Annotated in this window: 22 protein-coding genes; 3 read left to right on the forward strand and 19 right to left on the reverse strand. The window is 46.9% G+C overall.

What is annotated here, in order from left to right; genetic code table 11:
* Positions 1-72: 72 nt before the first annotated feature.
* The 11 genes from L3N51_RS09595 to L3N51_RS09645 all read right to left on the reverse strand — a co-directional run bounded on the left by L3N51_RS09595 (position 73) and on the right by L3N51_RS09645 (position 6,883).
* Positions 73-393, reverse strand: coding sequence for a hypothetical protein (locus L3N51_RS09595; protein WP_238026936.1), 321 nt, complete (start codon positions 391-393; stop codon positions 73-75).
* 197 nt (positions 394-590) lie between these two features.
* A complete protein-coding gene (locus tag L3N51_RS09600) occupies positions 591-1,196 on the reverse strand; it encodes an MBL fold metallo-hydrolase (protein ID WP_238026937.1) in 606 nt (201 codons plus the stop codon).
* A gap of 16 nt (positions 1,197-1,212) precedes the next feature.
* Positions 1,213-1,575: a DsrE family protein gene (locus L3N51_RS09605; protein WP_238026938.1), complete on the reverse strand. Its 363-nt coding sequence runs from the start codon at positions 1,573-1,575 to the stop codon at positions 1,213-1,215.
* Entirely contained in the window at positions 1,572-1,871 is a 300-nt protein-coding gene (locus L3N51_RS09610; protein WP_238026939.1) for a hypothetical protein, read from the reverse strand. The genes L3N51_RS09605 and L3N51_RS09610 overlap by 4 nt, the downstream gene beginning before the upstream one ends.
* Positions 1,872-1,879: 8 nt before the next feature.
* Complete coding sequence (locus tag L3N51_RS09615; protein ID WP_238026981.1) at positions 1,880-3,112, reverse strand: YeeE/YedE family protein; 1,233 nt, start codon at positions 3,110-3,112, stop codon at positions 1,880-1,882.
* Between the two features lie 17 nt (positions 3,113-3,129).
* The gene (locus L3N51_RS09620) at positions 3,130-3,384 is read right to left on the reverse strand and encodes a sulfurtransferase TusA family protein (protein ID WP_238026940.1); all 255 of its coding nucleotides are present in this window, start codon (positions 3,382-3,384) and stop codon (positions 3,130-3,132) included.
* Between the two features lie 79 nt (positions 3,385-3,463).
* Positions 3,464-4,003 carry a TQO small subunit DoxD gene (locus tag L3N51_RS09625; protein ID WP_238026941.1) on the reverse strand — a complete coding sequence of 180 codons (540 nt, stop codon included), beginning with the start codon at positions 4,001-4,003 and terminating at the stop codon, positions 3,464-3,466.
* A complete protein-coding gene (locus tag L3N51_RS09630) occupies positions 3,984-4,901 on the reverse strand; it encodes a hypothetical protein (RefSeq protein ID WP_238026942.1) in 918 nt (305 codons plus the stop codon). Before L3N51_RS09630 ends, L3N51_RS09625 begins: the two co-directional genes overlap by 20 nt.
* Positions 4,902-4,910: 9 nt before the next feature.
* Positions 4,911-6,128, reverse strand: a complete 1,218-nt coding sequence (locus tag L3N51_RS09635) for a YncE family protein (protein ID WP_238026943.1) — start codon at positions 6,126-6,128, stop codon at positions 4,911-4,913.
* Positions 6,129-6,210: 82 nt separating this feature from the next.
* Positions 6,211-6,540: a DsrE-related protein gene (locus L3N51_RS09640; RefSeq protein WP_238026944.1), complete on the reverse strand. Its 330-nt coding sequence runs from the start codon at positions 6,538-6,540 to the stop codon at positions 6,211-6,213.
* Positions 6,515-6,883: a hypothetical protein gene (locus L3N51_RS09645; RefSeq protein ID WP_238026945.1), complete on the reverse strand. Its 369-nt coding sequence runs from the start codon at positions 6,881-6,883 to the stop codon at positions 6,515-6,517. Before L3N51_RS09645 ends, L3N51_RS09640 begins: the two co-directional genes overlap by 26 nt.
* Before the next feature lie 288 nt (positions 6,884-7,171).
* Between L3N51_RS09645 and L3N51_RS09650 the strand changes: the two genes are divergently transcribed.
* Positions 7,172-8,149: a sulfurtransferase TusA family protein gene (locus L3N51_RS09650; protein WP_238026946.1), complete on the forward strand. Its 978-nt coding sequence runs from the start codon at positions 7,172-7,174 to the stop codon at positions 8,147-8,149.
* Here the strand turns inward: L3N51_RS09650 and L3N51_RS09655 are convergent.
* Positions 8,141-8,659, reverse strand: a complete 519-nt coding sequence (locus L3N51_RS09655) for a hypothetical protein (RefSeq protein ID WP_238026947.1) — start codon at positions 8,657-8,659, stop codon at positions 8,141-8,143. The two genes, L3N51_RS09650 and L3N51_RS09655, sit on opposite strands and share 9 nt — an antisense overlap.
* 401 nt (positions 8,660-9,060) lie before the next feature.
* Between L3N51_RS09655 and L3N51_RS09660 the strand changes: the two genes are divergently transcribed.
* Positions 9,061-9,876, forward strand: coding sequence for an HpcH/HpaI aldolase/citrate lyase family protein (locus L3N51_RS09660; RefSeq protein ID WP_238026948.1), 816 nt, complete (start codon positions 9,061-9,063; stop codon positions 9,874-9,876).
* 104 nt (positions 9,877-9,980) lie between these two features.
* On the opposite strand, the gene L3N51_RS09665 is transcribed toward L3N51_RS09660, so the two are convergent.
* The gene (locus L3N51_RS09665; protein ID WP_238026949.1) at positions 9,981-10,718 is read right to left on the reverse strand and encodes an MBL fold metallo-hydrolase; all 738 of its coding nucleotides are present in this window, start codon (positions 10,716-10,718) and stop codon (positions 9,981-9,983) included.
* A gap of 33 nt (positions 10,719-10,751) precedes the next feature.
* Positions 10,752-11,432 (reverse strand): TrmB family transcriptional regulator, encoded by a 681-nt coding sequence (locus L3N51_RS09670; protein ID WP_238026950.1) that lies wholly within the window; start codon positions 11,430-11,432, stop codon positions 10,752-10,754.
* A gap of 41 nt (positions 11,433-11,473) precedes the next feature.
* Between L3N51_RS09670 and L3N51_RS09675 the strand changes: the two genes are divergently transcribed.
* On the forward strand, positions 11,474-12,577 hold the full coding sequence (locus L3N51_RS09675) for an MFS transporter (protein ID WP_255776269.1): 1,104 nt from the start codon (positions 11,474-11,476) through the stop codon (positions 12,575-12,577).
* Positions 12,578-12,839: 262 nt separating this feature from the next.
* Here L3N51_RS09675 and L3N51_RS09680 read toward each other — a convergent pair whose 3' ends face one another.
* From L3N51_RS09680 to L3N51_RS09700, 5 genes are all read right to left on the reverse strand, one after another.
* Positions 12,840-13,475 carry a hypothetical protein gene (locus L3N51_RS09680; protein WP_238026952.1) on the reverse strand — a complete coding sequence of 212 codons (636 nt, stop codon included), beginning with the start codon at positions 13,473-13,475 and terminating at the stop codon, positions 12,840-12,842.
* Positions 13,476-13,756: 281 nt separating this feature from the next.
* Entirely contained in the window at positions 13,757-14,389 is a 633-nt protein-coding gene (locus tag L3N51_RS09685) for a hypothetical protein (protein WP_238026953.1), read from the reverse strand.
* 127 nt (positions 14,390-14,516) lie between these two features.
* Positions 14,517-15,524, reverse strand: a complete 1,008-nt coding sequence (locus L3N51_RS09690) for an aminobenzoate oxygenase (protein ID WP_238026954.1) — start codon at positions 15,522-15,524, stop codon at positions 14,517-14,519.
* Between the two features lie 101 nt (positions 15,525-15,625).
* Positions 15,626-16,381, reverse strand: a complete 756-nt coding sequence (locus L3N51_RS09695; protein ID WP_238026955.1) for an enoyl-CoA hydratase/isomerase family protein — start codon at positions 16,379-16,381, stop codon at positions 15,626-15,628.
* 1 nt (position 16,382) lies between these two features.
* Positions 16,383-17,135: an enoyl-CoA hydratase-related protein gene (locus L3N51_RS09700; protein WP_238026956.1), complete on the reverse strand. Its 753-nt coding sequence runs from the start codon at positions 17,133-17,135 to the stop codon at positions 16,383-16,385.
* Positions 17,136-17,369: the final 234 nt, after the last annotated feature.

Raw genomic sequence — 17,369 nt, forward strand, 5'->3', positions numbered from 1 at the left:
TGCTTAAAACCCTTTACCTTGAGGTGGGTGATACCAAGAAACTGTTCAGCCTGAGGTAAGTTCCGAAAAGTGCTACACATGCTCCATTGAAATCTTCAGATCTAGCTTGCGAAGCAGTGCCAGGTAACATCCCTCACTCAGTACCTCGATTCCTGCTATCACGTTGAGAGCCGATAGTCTGGTAAGATACTCCTTGATCCTATCCCTTAACTCAAGAACCCTCTCGCATCCAACCCTCCTTGCTATGTAAAGTAGAGTAATGCCTGAATCCATTATATCGACGTAACTATTGTCCATGAACCTGATCCTCACTCCCCTCTCTATATTCTCAAAACCTCTTGTGGGCATTCCATGTTCCACAAGCAGTCTGCTCAGCAGTTCGGCCTTGTCCATTGTGAAAATTGTATTGTTATTCATTTATAATCATTCCTATAGTGAGTCTTGATAATAGTCGTTGACTGTCTATTACCATACTACCTATGAAGTGGTTCCATACATTTTTCGTTGCCAACGCAGATTTACACTTACCGGACCATGATACTGGTTCTTAGACCACGGAGATAAGGTGAGTTACTTGGCGTTCATGTAAGCTACCAATCATCTGGGCCAAGCACTCCGTTCAGGAAGGGATTAGAAACTATCTCATCCCTCAACGTGGATTTCTCTCCATGTCCCGGAAATATATCCGTGACCTTCATGGTTTTAATCTTTTCCAGAGTGGCCCTAAGGGAGTCCCTGTCACCTCCTAGATCATATCTCCCTACGGTTCCCTTGAAGAGGGTGTCTCCAGTGAACAGAGATTGCTCCACAAGGATGGAAGTGCTTCCCATGGTGTGACCTGGAGTTGAGATAGCCATTGCCGTAAGGCTACCTATCCTTAGTTCGGCACCGTCGCTCAATTCATCGTCAGGTTCTGGGGGAAGTTCCTTCCAGTCGTAATAAAGTGGCATTAGATCAACGTCCTTTAGGTTCATGAGGAACCTTCCCCCAACTCTCTTCAGGGATTTCACTCCCAACACATGATCGAAGTGGCCGTGAGTGGCAATAATGTACTTGAGGCTGAGATTATTGCGCTTCAAGAACTCTATCACCTGTGAAGGATCACCTCCAGGATCAATGACCAGTGCCTCTCCACCATCCCATAAAACGTAGCAATTGGTATTGAGAGGGCCCAACACAAATGTTTTAAGATTCATAAGTTAAGTTGGAATTCTAAAAAATAAGTGTGGCTTTAGACTGTGAGCTCTTCAGTGCGAACTCAGAGACTCCCCCAACCTTCACCTTATACACGAAATCCTCCTCATGTACTCCCTTGACCCTCATTCCGAACTCGCAGGCCGTTATCTCCAGATCCTCTCCGGCCAGTTCCACGAGGTTATCAAGATAGTACTTTAATGTTTTAGTCCCATTGAGCATAATTTTTTCTGATTCTGCTGTGAGTGCCCTTAACGCATCCATGGTGAAGAACATGTATATCCTGTTCCCGCTTGAGGCGTAACCTATTGCGGTGATTACTCCCATCATCATCTTCTCCTGATCGCCTGAGATCATCATGAATGAGTACATTTCGGTCATGATCCAGCCTCCTTAGACTGAACATACTTTACGAGGGAGACCCAGAACATCATCAGACCAACGTAAACCACAACGTAACAGATCCATGTAGTAGCCTCAAGATATCCCTGCAACTGGTCTGGGGGAACATAAACTAGGAAATTTGCCTTGCTGAGTGCAATGTTATCTGCTCCTGTTAGGTAAATCTTGCTGAACTGATACCAGGCAATGGCGAACAGTGAAAGCACTAAGGGTCCTATAACCCTTCTCACGGGGTAGGGTTTTGCCTTGGACTTGGATTTCTCCATTTCCTCCATGCTCTCACCTACAGCTTTTCCTGTACCTTCACGGCTAGGTAAACTCCTGCCAGCATTCCTCCCAGGAAGATGTAGCCGTCATAACCCAGTTGTCCAAAGTTGGTCCACATTAAACCAACGTTGCAACCCAGGGCCATCCTCACACCTATTCCAACAAGCATGCCTCCCACGAATCCTATGGCTAATCTCTTCCTGTCCTTGGGTATCCTGATCTTGAAGTCACCGCTCAGGAAGGAAGCAGAGAAGGCGCCTACGCACAGCATCACCACCATAAGGGTGCTGGGGTCAACTATGGGAAGAGAACTGTTGAACCAGGGAGTGTTGGTGAACAGGTTAATTCCAAGGGGCATGAGAATGTACTCGAAGAACCTCCCTCCATCCGAGGAGGTTATCACCAGGTAGTTAAAGGTATATCCTGCCCCCACTATGAACACGAAGATCATGTCCAGGGCCAAGATAACTGTGGAGAGATTTGTGCCATAGGGTTTTTTGAGAAGCAACATATCCTTAGCTTCTTGCTTCAGTCTCAACCCAGAGGGAATTGAGGGCGCGGATGGACCCGGCAATCCCGGTAATGCCTTCATCCCAACAGCGCTCAGTCCAGGTCCCTTCATGCTCACTGACCTGCCCCACTTGCTTCTCGTCCTCATTTGAAGATAAATTCCCAGAAAGAGAAGAGGAAGGGCAACTATCATCGTGGTAATGTAGACTGACATGTTGGAAACGGAGTGGAAGAGAACGTAGGGCAGGTACTCCACATAGCCCCCTGCACTGGTGGAGAGGATCCCGTTCTCCATGGTGTAGGACTGGAAGGGCCAAATGGCCACCGCAAAAATGTAGGTTCCAATCATCATTCCAAACAGCTCAATCCAGTTCTGTACGTAACCGCTACTGGCCCTATAGAGCATTGAAAGGTTGCATCCACCCGCCAATGCAGCTCCAAAACCGAAGATGAATGAACCCACGAGTATGTACCATCCTGCAAAGTAATTATTGAAGTATTGATCCACAGGGGGAATGAGACCAAAGGCCACAAGTAGCCCGGTTCCCAGGGCTGTTAGTCCAAACAGGATGAGAAGTGCCCCAAATCTCTCAAAGCTCTTTGTGGTGAAGATCGAGGTCATGGCATTCACAAAGCAGTAATTTCCCCTCTGGGCTACCCAGCCCAGGATGAAACCGCTCAATCCAAACAGCCCAAATATGAGGGCCCAGGACTCCGAAAAAACGGGTTGAAGTATCATTGATGGAGTTGCCAACCCTATCCCACCTTTAGAATTCTGAACCTGTAAACGTCACCATCCTTCAGTACCACATAGGGATAGCCCATGTTCTTGCAAAGGGACGGTAACGTTACATCCACAGCGGGCTGGTGGTCCGTTATTACCTCCAGGACCTGACCAGCCTTCATCTTCTTCAATTTTTTGCTGGCCATCATCTCAGGTACGGGGCAGGACTCTCCAATCACGTCAAGTTGATCGTCCGGTTCCTTTATCTTTAGGGGCTCGGATGACATCATATCACCAAGATCATTTACGTCAGGATTCTTTTAAGTTATGCTCTTTTTTAAACGGTTTTTTAAATAGAGTAAAAATTTAGTAAATTAGAAGATAAAGTATCACGATCGCGTATATGAGCGTGCCAGCTATGGCCCAGGGTATGGGATTCTGGAGGAGCTTGAGTCGTGATGAGATAACACCGTCCAGCGAGAACTGACCTGGTCCCTTCCACACAAGGTAGAGGTTAAGGAGCATGAGGAGGAGGTTGATCCCGTACTCCTCAGCCCCGGTCCAGTAGGCGGACAGGAAATAGATCAGGTTCGTGTAGAGGGCAACAGTGCTCGCCAGTCTAGACATGAATCCCAGGAGGGTGAGAATCCCAAAGCTTATCTCACCTATCATAACCAAGACACCTACGGTGTAGACGTGCGGGAAGACCACCGTGTAGAGAAAGCCCCTGATGGGGGAACCCTCGGCTAGGTATTGAACTGTGAAACCTATGTATGACGTGGAACCTGGATTAAGGAAACCTGGATTGAGGAGTTTATTGAGCACGCCGGCATCCAGCCAGATTGAGGCGACAGCTATCCTCAGGATCAGTCTTTCTAGGCTGGATTCATCTCTCAGGGACTTCAAGGCTCATCGACCTCTTAACCAGTTGAGAGGATATAACCATTATCTGCCAGATTCCCACACCTAAGAGTACCATCCCGGTTATTGTGGGAGAGAGCAGAAGGATTGCCTGAAGGATTCCTCCTGTCCATGCCCCTGCTATGAAGGTTCCGTACTTCCATGTAATTCCCTTGGTCAGGGCAGGATATGAGCCCGAAAGGAGATACAGTAACGAGTTCATAGCCGTAGGCGATAGACAGCATATTCCAGCAACGGTTCCGATGGACGGTATCGAGGCTGTCAGGAAACCAGCAGTAGTGTTAAGGGTTCCCATACGAAGTGACTTGGGAACTGCCCATTTCATGGTTGAACTGGAGACGTAGAGAAGAGACATAACGTAATATGAGAAAATGAGTGACAATGTCAGGACCAGATCATTAAGCGCCCCCAAGAGCAAGAGGGGAACGTTAAGTACCAAGTTCCCAATCATGGGGATACCTTCTCCCTGATACGTTATCGCCGTGAGTCCGGTGAAGTAGGAGCTCACGTTGAGATTGGGAATCAGGAGCAACCCAGACACTATCAGAAAACTGATGTAGTAAGCAGGCACAAACACCACCACCATGCCTCTCCCAACCCCGTCCCTAAGCGTGGCCCTGAGAACGGCTCTCAATCTCATGGGCCCATGGACCAGAATAAATCTGCCCTTTCTGGCTCTATATAGGAAAATTCCCGCTAGGATGGAGCCCACTAGATACGCGATCACGAACAGAAGAAAAGGTTTGATAAAGGTAATCTGGCCCGTATCTGCAAGTGGAGAGTACCATACATCAGCAACGCGGATACCGTTAATAACCACGGGTAAAAATACTGTGGCATTAAAAAATAGAAATACGTAGAAAAAAGGATTAACTGGTCTCATACGGACACCTTAGCAGTGGAGTCCAGTTACGGGAGGTAACATGACCTGATCCACGAGGTAGGTTCCCATACTTTGAGTTATGGGTATCACAATGGCAGGTGCGGTAGTCAGGGGTAGGGTGTAGGACACTGAGAGCGTCGACAGGGAAATCAGAACTATCATGCCTCCAGCGCTTACGCTTCCATGAATGACTACGTATGCATAACTTCCACCTGGAGTGATTTCTATGTCCGCCAGACCGGGAGGCGAAATTTGTGGCAGAGCTATCTCCTTCACTATCTGGAAGTTGGATGTAGAGATCACCACCACAGTGTCATTATTGCTGGGCGCCTCAAGGTAGTATTGACCGTTGGGGGTAAAAACGCCTCTTTGAGCTGTTAATCCCTTGGGCATTTGTACCATTCCCATCAGCTGAAGGTTAGGTAAGGAGTAGAACCCTACCGAGTCATTGCCCGCAAACTCAACCGCAACCATCGTGCCCTGCTCATTGGGGCTTAACATGTAGGGCTGGGAGCCTAGGCTAGTGGGTTTCACAAGTATTACTGAGCCATTGGTTGCACTTACTATATCAATACTGTTATTGAACCTCATGGGTATCAGAAGTTCCGTGCCATCTGGAGTCCATCTTACGTCACATGGATAATATGTCTTGCCTGTGGGTGAAACAAAGGTTTCTTTCCATACAGTCTGTAGGGTCTGCATGTTAATCACGAGAACTTCACCTGACGGACCATCCGCTATGGCCGCGTACTCGCCGTTTGGAGAAATTGCCACTCCAATGAAACCCGTAGAAGATCCCACCTGTAGGGTTTTGACTACCTTGAAGTTGGTCGTGTTTATTACGAAAACGGTTCCGTTATTCAAGGGCATGAACATGTACTTCAACGAAGCTCCAACCGGTACTTCCTCCCAGTAATACACCTGTGTGGGAACACTAGTGGAAATGTTCTCCACCCTCTGGAAACCTAGGAAACTCTGACTGCTACTGAAGGGGTTGAGTACCTGGGCTATCCCCTTCTGAGTCAGGGCGAGGAAATAGAAGTTATTGTTCGGAGTTGAGGTAGAGGTGGTACTGGTGCTCGAGGTAGAGGTAGTCGTGGTACTGGTGGTGGTACTGGTGCTCGAGGTAGAGGGGCTTGTGCTACTTCTCATCATTATGTAAGCTGCCCCAATTCCCACAAGAAGGATCACGACTATTCCAACTATTAACAACATCTTATAGTTCATACTCTCTCATTCATAAGGAATCCTAGCATCTTTTAAAAATAGCGTATTTATAACTAGTTTCTATCTTTTGCTTTATTTTTTATTAAATAGTAATAACCAGGTCAACTTCGTCTATGACCGCTTTGTAAAAGTCCGGGAAACATCCGATTTTACAAGAGGAAATGAGCCTATCTGCAAGGTTTCTCATGTAAACGCATTGGTCGCAAGCCTGAAGGTATATTCCCCTCATGGCTAGAGCCTCTAACCTCTGTCCCAACGGATTATCCCTCATGGGAATGTAGACGTTATCGTGGATGAAGAACATTCCCTTCACATCCACCCCGTGTCTTCCCTCCTCAAGCTGCGGTACAATCATCTGGCCCAGGATATAGGATCCCAGGTTGGACTCAACTATGTATGCTACCCTCTTCAATCCCTGACACCTTGGCTAGTTCCTTACCCAATCTCTCCAGAAGTGGGTTGATCTGTAGTCCCTTCACTTTCCCAAGGACATCCCTCCACTTCTCGGGGGGAACTCCCTCCTCTCTAGCCTCTAGGAGTGCCTCTAACCCTATGACCACGAGCGGGCACTCAGATGACCTGTACCTTATCTCATTCCCCCTCTCGTATACCTCAAACCATCTCTGATCGTCAAGACTGACCCTCTTCACCAGTCTGAATCCCTTCTCGCCTTTGAGGGCATAGAACCTTCGCATGAGGAAGTCAGATGCGTACTTCCTCTCCACAACGCAACCACAGGAATCTTTCTTGACCATACTTTTTAAGATTATTTGCTTATTTATAAATGTTTTGAATATCAATGATTTAAATGATAAATCATTCATATGTTCATGTGGGGGTTAGCCACAGTCTTGTCGACGGGATAATTTCAGGCTAGGCTAAGATTGGCGCACTGCATGAGCACGGGGGATTACACCCGATTGGCGACGCCGATGGTCACGCTGAGCTATTTCTTCTTTCACTGATCAAAATCTTATATCCCTTGATCTAACCTTACATTGATAATAAAAAATACTTATATATCTGAAAAACTAATTAATAATGTGGAAACTTCGGTTGTATTAAGGGTCAGGGAATTTCAGCAACTCCTGGATGTGGAGAGATACCACAGGCTTTACATGCTATCTGACGTCAGGAGGCTGAGTTGGGGCTACTCTGCCAAGTTAAAGCTGGGCAAGATATCCTTTCCAGTTCTCGTGAAGGTGGGAAAGAATACCTTGGATCTATACGAGGAACAGGGTAAGTTCATGGTCCATATGGAGTTCATGGAGGGGGATAACATAAAGGTGAGGATAAAGGTCGAGGCGTCAAACGAGATGGTGAAGTCCTCCCTGGAGGAGGGAATTTCTAGGAACTTAAATGAGTACGCGGAGTCCATATGCAAAATGGGAAAGGGGAGAACTCAGGAACCCATAGCGCTAATCTCCATGATGAAGCCCTTCGTCAGGAGACATCTGGACGTCAGGGGCGAGCAGTGTCCCATTCCTGAGATTGCAGCCAAGAAGGAGCTCACCAGGATGAGACCTGGGGAAGAATTGGAGATCCTGGTAGATCATCCTGCCGCCGTAGATGTGACGCTTCCCGAGGTTGCGAAGCTAATGAATTGCAAGTATGAGATCTACAACATGGGTGATTACGTTTCCTTTGTGATGCTAAAACTGGGCGATCCCATAATGAACAAGAATTATCTTCAGGGGTTAATCCATCGTGAAAAAATACCAGAGATGATGAGGGACATGGGGTTTGTGGCCTTCCTCTACTCCGTGTTTGATAGGGTCGTTAAACAGGTCTCCACGGATGGTCTTTCCCCAGAGATCTTCAGGTATGAAGGCCTCACCTTGATCACATCGGCGTCCATAGGACGTGGCTGGTTAGCGGTGGCACTGGTGGAGGACCAGAGGGTTCTGGGCATGATGCTGGACATCAAGGGAGAAAGGTACTGGAATGAGGAGGCCTTAAACATCATGAACAAGGTGAAGGGAATAGGGAACGCCTTCTATCTGAAGCCCGGTTCAGCCTAGGGCCTGCTGTTGCAGACTGGCAACCTCCAAGGACTCGTTAGGCCTCACTGTTCCGTTGAGGACAACTAGGATGATGTAGTTCTTGTAGTAGGCGTAGAGGTACTGGTAGTGGGTGGAACCCACGCATATGCCGTTAAACTGGCCCGTGACGTTCCTCACTGACCAGTTCAGATCCCTATAGATACTCCCTATCAAGCTCACAACCTTTGGAAGGTTAGATGTTGACGCGTACTGGAATACTAGGATTGTCAGGTTGACCTCCGGGGAATAATAGGAGGCGTAGAGCGTCCTCATTGAGCTATTGGATAACATCTCTATGATGGGGGATACTCCCGTGGGGTCACTTATGTAACCTTCATTGACCAATGTCCACCTACCGCCCAGTTTGCTGTCCAGGGCCGAGGTGGAAATGAATTTCCCGCTGGAGGTGTGGAGGACCATAACAAGTGATATGACGGAAACTGCAACAATAATCACCATAAACGCCAGGATCAGTAACTTCAGTTTCATCTGTGCTCTTCGGAGTTCCCATTTTTATGAATTACCGTCATAGTGGAGTTGAAGAGGGGTTTGGGTCTCATTGAATTTCAACTTTGTATTCAATTCTCGACCCTTGGAGTTCACCGAAGTCGCGGATTGAACCGCTCATCCTTCTCACTCCCATTAGGGGGATAACCCCACTCACCTTACGGTGAGGAAACCCCCACATCTTATGTTTCTTTTTCCTTCCCCCACCACTATTCGGGAATTTATCATCCACATCTAGGGTAGGGATCTAAGAAATATATTGAATGCAGAGTATTTAAACTTCACACCTTTATGGAAACAGTTTTCAACGGCTTGGGAAGCCTATAGCGATGGACCAGCAGAGGAGCTAGTTAATATTTAATCGAAAGTTTTGATACTTGGTTATGAAACGCAGATCTCAGCTTTACGTTCCCGGCATTAATGAACGCATGATCTTGAAGAGCTTGGAGATTCCGGCAGACTCCATCATATTTGATTTAGAGGACTCAGTCCCTCCGGAGGACAAGGAGAAGGCGAGGGAGTTACTTAAGAGATCCCTCTCAGCATACTCATGGAAGGGAAAGGAACTATGCGTTAGGATAAATCAGCTGACCACCAAGGACGGATTGAGGGACCTCCTGTTCGTTTCAGATCTGCCCGTTGACGTTGTCCTGATTCCCAAGGCCGAGGGCTCGCTGGATTTCGTACACAAGGTTACGGGAAAGTTGCTTGAGCCCATAGTGGAAACGCCCAGGGGTCTGATGGAGATAGAGGATCTGGTCAGGTCTGAGGGCGTTGTGGCAATTTCTTACGGCGCAGCAGACCTGGCTCTTCACGCCCAGGGAGAGATAAGAGGGTATGAGGGGAACATATACGTCATGACCAGGGTAGCAACATCAGCCAGGGCTTATGACGTAGATCCCGTGGATAAGGTATACTTCGATCTGAAAAACGCAGAGGGCTTCAGGGCAGAGGCTAGGACGGCGAGGAGCTTGGGCTTCTCGGGGAAACAGGTGATTCACCCCAGCCAGGTGGAAATTGCCAATTCGGTGTTCTCTCCATCCAGGGAGGAGCTGGAATGGTACAGGGAAATAGTGGAAAGTTATGAAAGGGCCATGAAAGAGGGAAGAGGAGCGATCAGGTTAAGGGATCAGCTCGTGGACCAAGTTCACTACAAGATAGCGAAGAGGTATCTGAAGGATTACGCCAACACGGAGTGACTTGGTCCCACCTCCAAATACTTCTCTGGGGCTATCCCATATTGTTGTGTATTTAAGGAGCCTTTAACGTGAAATACACAACAAACCAAGCCAGGCCCCTTCTCTCAGATCACTCCTTCTTGGTTTCGCTCAATGTTTTCCTTAAACTCCATGGGTCTAGGCATCTTTGTTAACGCCATTCTCTTTATGAACGTTTCCTTATCCTCTATCGCAAACAACTGATTGAACCTTCTCTCGAATCCTATTGTGGAAACAGGTTTTCCGCTAATTCCGAATCCGCAGGCAGAGCCTGAGGTATGAGCCGGGTAAATCTCCACGTAATCTGGAAGATCCTTTAATTTTCTTAGACTATGGAATAACTGTTCCTCTGATCTCTCCCCAACTATATCTACCCTTCCCACGGATCCTACGAAGAGAGTATCTCCAGTGAGGACTGCCCATGGTTCACTCCAGCTCTCGTCCCTTCTTCTGTCATATATCAAAAGGGATATACTATCTGGGGTGTGCCCAGGTGTATACATTATCTTGACCTTTGTGTTCCCTGATCTAATTTCCTCTCCGTCCCCAACCCTCTCAACAGTAAATCTAACCCTAGAAGTTTCATGATAGTATACGTTAGCTCCGGTAATTGATCCAAGCTTCCTAGCTCCAGAGATATGATCTGCGTGAGTGTGGGTATCCAAGATGTAACCTATTCTCATCTTCAGGGAATCCGATAGCTTCAGTATCTCATCAATAAGCTCGTACTTGGGGTCCACAACGAACAGTTCACCGGACTGTGTACACCCGAAAACGTAAGTTAGACATCCTCCATCTTTAGCTAATATTTGCCTAAATATCATTAAGTAATATATTTTTATGGGATTAAATAAGAGTTATTCACTCATGGAAGTTAAAAGACTGAAATGCTCTTTGACCTGGTAGAGACATCCCTTACACGAATCGAGGATTATCTCCACTTCTCCATCATCTTCGCTGAAGGTCACAGCTAGGGAATCGTCTAGAATCATGAACCTGGAACTCAGCGTGGGTACTCTTTTCACGTTTCCCTTTATAGTGGGAACGGGCTCGGTGGTGACAAGCGTCAATTCTCCTCGATACTTTTCAAGAGCTTTAACAAGCCATTCGGGAGGTTTATCGTAAATTACGCTAAGTTTCCTTGATCCTTCTACCAGTTTCTTAACCAGTTTTACCACCGCTCTTTCCCCTCTCACGTGGATACTCCTGTCTATCTCCTTGTTCCTATTGTTCTTCCACGAGCTGGTTATGGACAAGATTGATTTATCTATTTTATCTACCAGCCTTTCTCTGTAGGCCTTTAGCGAGATCTCTGGATCCACTAACTTGACCCTCTTGGGCCTTCCATGTATTAACTTAACTAACCCCTTTTCCTCCAAAAGCTCACATACCTGGTATATTTTCTGGTATGGCACGCCTGATTCCTTGGATATCTCCCTCATGGTACCGGCACACTTTCTCATAAGTGCAAGGTATGCCCTTGCTTCGTAGTCAGAGAGACCGAGTTCCAGTAGTCTTTCGTGTATTTCACTATCCATAGTGAATAACCAATTTTTAGAGGTTAAATAAGTTACCATCAATGAAGAATCAATTTATACTATTTACATTTTTAGTGTTCTTCACGGGATTATTCCTAGGAATATTGAGGATAGTAATTCCCGTTCTGGAGAGGGAACAGGGTTTATCAGCGGAGCTATCCATTTTACTCCCTTTGGTTGCCTTTGGTTTCGTAAAAGGAGGATTCAATTTTCTTGCCGGGAGGTTATCAGACGTCATGGGAAGGAAAAGGTTGCAGATAATGGGCTGGATAGTAGCCCTCATCGCCTCCCTTGTACTGGTCATCTGGATAAACCCCATTATAGTGATAATGGTCACAATCCTCCTAGCAGTTAACCAAGCGTTAACTTGGACCACTTCCGTAACTTCGCAAATAGATTTAAGCGGAAAGAGTAGGGCCGGACTGGCTACCGGAATCAATGAGATGTCAGGTTACCTTGGGGTAGCCCTGGGAAATATTGTAGCCAGTAGAGAATATTCCGTAAGTATGTTCGTTATTCTTGGTATATCGGTGATTGCGCTGTTGACCTCACTTTTTGTCATGGAGACCAAGAAGCTCATCCGGGATCCTCCTACAAAGGAGAGTTATCGAGAAATTACGCCTATAAGTGTGATAGGTCTTGTTGAAAAATTTGTAGATTCCTCGTTTTTCGTAGTAATACCCATCTACCTGTTAATAAGAGGGTACAGCTTAGTGTATGTTGGAGAATTAACTGCGGTGTATACACTCACGTGGTCCCTATCACAGCCTCTTTTCGGGTATCTGGCGGACAACTTTTCCCGGGCAACCATTGTTAGTCTAGGCCTAACATTGATGTTTGCGGGTTTCGTGAACTTTCTCCTTTCTCCCCTGTTTTTCTCCTTTATTGAGGGCATAGGCATGGGCATGATATATCCTAACCTAATAGCGCTGGTAAACGACAGGGTGGGCGAAGGGTCCAGGGGAAAAGCGCTTGGATACTACAGGCTCTACAGAGATTCCGGTTACGGCGTGGCGGGTCTGCTTTTACCCTTTCTTTACGCGCAGGCAGGATTCTCAACTACCCTCTTTATAGTAGGTCTTTTACAGGTAGTGCTTATTCCATTTCTCTTCCGGAGAAGGAAAAAGGTACCGGTTCAGTCGTAGAACTTTGACAGTTGCCTAACCGATAAATTCGTATCGGGTGATCGCATTAAATTCCCTAGACCTTAAGATACGCTAAGGTGATTGAACTGTGAACTTTGACAGCTATCCAGAGAAGAAGGAATATCTTACCTTCATGTCCAGTCTTAGTTGATCTTTCCTAAGGTTAGCATCATTGACGTAGACTTTCGTGGCTCAATTTTGATTTTGAGATGCTTTCATGATATTTATCACTTTGTTAAGAAAGTATATTATGTCTCACCATTTAACCTATTGTGAAATAGGCTAGCAATGACTGATTAAAGTAGTCTACCAATTGAACAGTGTAAACCCCAGGTTGAAACTCCGTGAAGTTTCCGGATGGGAAGGGAAAGGTTGAGTTATTGGGTATCCAGTATCCTCTAACGTTAATGGAGAAATCATTTCCTACCTGCTCTATTACATTTGATTGACAAATCACCTGTAATTGATAGCTATGCGGTATTAGCATGTACTGCTCGTCAGTAAACACAGCAGGGCAGTCGTAGACACCTGGTTTGATGAGCTGTAAGGGAGTACCCTTTGAAATGGTGGCATTGGTGTAGTATCCCTTGAATATGTTTACACCAATCATAAGAGGAACGATACATGGGTAGGGTAATGGAACATGAACGTCGACAGCATTAACCACAATGGGTTGATTACCGTTGTAATACATCAGCGCGGTGATTCTTATGGTCTCTCCAGGGGTTATCCTAGTGGTGTTCATATTCAGGTAAAGTGTTATGTAACCGTTATTGAGGGTATAGGTTTGGCCTCCCTTTCCTGTTAAGATAACACTGGATGTCAATTCCACATGTATCACGAGCACTGTCAAGATCGAGGCCACAACCAGCACGATGATCGGATAGGCGAGATTCATGGGGCGATCTAGAAAACTCTTTTTTTAAGGTTTCTCCAAATACAATTTTCTTATCCTGTAAAATTATCTTATTGTGGCTATAAGAACTATCATAGCGTTGTGCTAACTTTTTTAAGGAGTTTTAGTGCGAACTCACGACGCCATAAGACGAATTTATACAAATTTGCTGACACTATGATCGATTCCCTCTGAACGTTTCTAAAATATCATGAGAATTGCGAAAACTAGGCTCCTATTGTCCAATTAGTTGAACCTTACTAGACAGTTCTAATCATGTCAGGCTAGACCACCGTAAAATATTCAAATAGAGACTGATTGAAATAATCAACCGCCTCAACCGTGTATACTCCAGCCTGGAATGTGGTGAAGTTACCGGAAAACGGAGTGCTGGAATTGGTGGTGATCCAGTATCCGCTCAGGCTCAATGATATCTCGTTACTCACATTTTCCAGAACTCTCCCCTGGAAAATGAGTCGCATATGATCACTCAATGGCATCAACCTGTACTGGTTAGCCACCATGATCACCGGACAGAAATACGGGCCAGGCTTGTACAGAAGGAGAGGCCTCGCATCAGTTACATTGCTCGAGGTGTAGTACCCCCTGAAAACCTCAAGTCCAACGAGGAGCGGATCTCCACAGGGATAGGGTGATGGAAGATTGGAGTGTGTGGCATTGATCAGCATGGGTTGGTTACCATCATAGAACATCATTGCGGTGATCCTGATGGTTTCGCCGGGGCTTATTTTAGTGGTGTTCAGAACAAGGTAGAGAGTTGTCAACCCGTTATTGACCTCGTATATCTGTCCTCCCTCTCCCAGTGGCGTGGTTCTCATGGAATCCACCTGTTTCACAGTTATCAAGGCGAAGATGGAGACGAGAACAACAGTGATCAATACATAGGCAATTTTCATCGTGATTTTCTCCATTCCAATGTTTTTAAGGATATTCCAGAGTGTGGTAGTGTGTAAGTTTTTGCCCGGTGTTCTCTGCTCCCCTGCCTGAGGTAAAATTTTTAGAAGGAGACCCCAGCGATCCTGATTAGAAGATGGGAACGAAGTCCTCCTCCGATACCTCCACCTCCTCTCCCGTGACTCCTAACTCAGGGAAGGATGGCATCTTCACCCCATACCTGGCCAGGGTCGATCCTACTCTTATCACTGCGGTCCTCCATGCCTCCTCCTTCTCCCTGATCTCAGGGATGTAAAACCCGGCGCTTCTGGCCAGATCCTCCATCCTCTCATTAACCTCCTCAAACCACGGGGGAAGTTTCCAGAACTCCTTTGGCGGTCTGTAGGTGATCAGCGAAAGGAAAACAAAGCCAGCCCTCACCTGCTTTGTTACCAGTTTCTTCTGCTCGTCACTCATTCTAGATGCTCCCTGAGTCATGATCAGGTGGGTAAAGGCGTAATGTCTGGTCTCATCCACCGCGGTGTTGCGGAACGCCTTGGAGAACTCCTCCAGTTTCGCTCCTCTGGACATGGTTGTGAAAACCGTGGTGGCTGCAGCTTCCCCCATCATGAAGGAGGTGAAGAGGACATCGAGCGTGTACTTCTTGTATGCCTCCAGATACGCCTTCCAGTACCTGGCACCGTTATACCACGTCCATTCCACGTTCAGCATGGCCTTCCTCTCCAGGTCATCCTGGGGTTTGAACTGAAATGGAAATCCCTTCATCATGGAGTCAATGGCCAGTCCACAGACCATGTTGTGCCTGTTCTCGTCATAGGTTATGGTGGTTAGAATCCCCCTCACCGCTGTGTCCAGGTGGTGTTCAAATCCTTTGATGACCGCATGGGCGAAAACCGGCGTCGCGTTGTCAAAGTTGGAGAGAAGGGACCACCAGTACGCAATGGCGAGTCTCTGCTTCCTGTCCAATCCGGAGGCTATCTCCCTGACCTTATCCCAGTTTATGTCCTCCTCGTCCCACTGTTCCCTTTTCGCCCTCCTGTAAAGTTGCCAGGCCTTCTCGTTATCAAAGTTCCATCTTGGAGGGTAAACGTTGGGCTCGGGGTAAACTGGATCCAGAGTGTAATCAATCTCAGACATTAAATCACGTTAATATATTAGAGACCAGAAATATATAAATGTTCTTTAACTTAACTAAATGTTTCGTGGAGAAAGTAATGTTGTGATGTCTGGGGAAGGGATCACGTCCTCCACTCTGGCTTCCTCTTCTCTATGAAAGCCCTCATACCCTCTTTACCATCCTGAGATACCAGCGTCACGTAGAAGTTCCTTCTCTCCAGGTCCAGTCCCTGCTGGAGAAGGGTTTCCAGCGCCTTGTTCACTGCCTCCTTCCCCATCTCCACTGCGAACCCGGACTTTCCTGCAATCTCCCTGGCCAGTCTCATTGCCTCCGGAATGAGTGCCTCATCCGGCACAACCTTGGTCACCAGCCCCATCCTGTATGCCTCCCAGGCCGTGATTAGCTTCCCCGTAAGTACCATCTCCATCGCCCTGTATTTCCCCAGAGTTCTGGTCAGTCTCTGCGTCCCACCTGCTCCTGGTATAATTCCCAGATTGATCTCGGGCTGACCCAGCCTTGCGCTCTCTCCCGCCACTATCATGTCACAGGCCATTGCGAGCTCAAGCCCTCCCCCTGCAGCTACACCGTTCACTGCGGCAATGATGGGCTTCCTGAACCCTCTCATGGCATCCCACAGGGGCATATGTCCCTCCCTGGTTACCTGCTCAATGGACATCTCCAACATTTCTTTGACGTCAGCCCCTGCAGAGAAGGCCTTTCCGTTACCCGTGATGATCACTGCCTTGGACTGAGATCTGAGTTCATTGAATGCCTCCACCATGTCGTAAACCATTTCCATGTTAATGGCGTTCAATTTCTCTGGCCTGTTCAGTCTGATTATTCCAATTTCCCCTTTCTCCACTATCACTGTCTTCACTTTATTCACCCCTGAAACTGGGCTTTCTCTTCTCCAGGAACGCCTTCACTCCTTCCTTGAAGTCCTGCGTGGTCCCCAGGTATCCCTGCATTGCGGACTCGTATTCCAGGTATTCGTCAAGGTCGTGATAGAGCGCCCTGTTTATCAGTTTCTTGGAGGCTACGTAAGACCTGAAGGGTCCAGAGGCTATCTGTTCACCCAGTTTAAGAGCCTCGGAAACAGGATCGTCCGAAAGCTTCACTATTCCATCTCTCTCCAATTCTTCAGCTGAGATTTCACCTCCCAGAAGAAGCCTGTCCAGGAACCTCGTACCACCAAGTCTGGCCAGGATTAGGGTGAGGCCTGTGTCGGGAGCGAGGCCAATGTTATGGAAGGCCATGACGAATCTAGATCCCCTAGACGCTATCCTGACATCACAGGCTAGGGCGAGGCTTATTCCAGCCCCAGCAGTTACCCCATTCACTGCTGATATGAATATCTTTGAGGAGAACCTGATCTCCCTCAGGATTGGATAGAACGACGATCTCAGGTCCTCCGTAAGGTCTGGAGATATGGAACCCAGATCCGCACCCACGGAGAACGCCTTTCCCTCTCCAGTAAGGATTGCCACCCGCTTGTTTGGGTCAGAATTAAATCGCCTGAGGGAACTGAGAAGTTCACTCCTAAGCTCAAGGCTCAGTGCGTTGAGCTTATCAGGTCTAGACAGTGATATGAGGGAGACCTGTCCCTGATCTCGAATCTGTAGTAGAGACATTGAGATAGATTTTGAAGCATATATATAAAACTTGAAGCAAATGTATACTGTTTGCGTTCAGGAGTTATTGTAACCTTTTCCCTGGAGAGACGAAACCACCCTCAAGGTTTAACCTGACGTTGTTTAAGGTTTATTTACCAGAAATGATTTTTATGACTTAAAGTGAAAGAAAAACATACATTATCAACACACATGATTTTGAAGTTATATAAATTATCAAGAAAACATATATAG

Source organism: Metallosphaera javensis (ex Hofmann et al. 2022) (genome assembly GCF_022064045.1).
Taxonomy (GTDB): Archaea; Thermoproteota; Thermoprotei_A; order Sulfolobales; family Sulfolobaceae; genus Metallosphaera; species Metallosphaera javensis.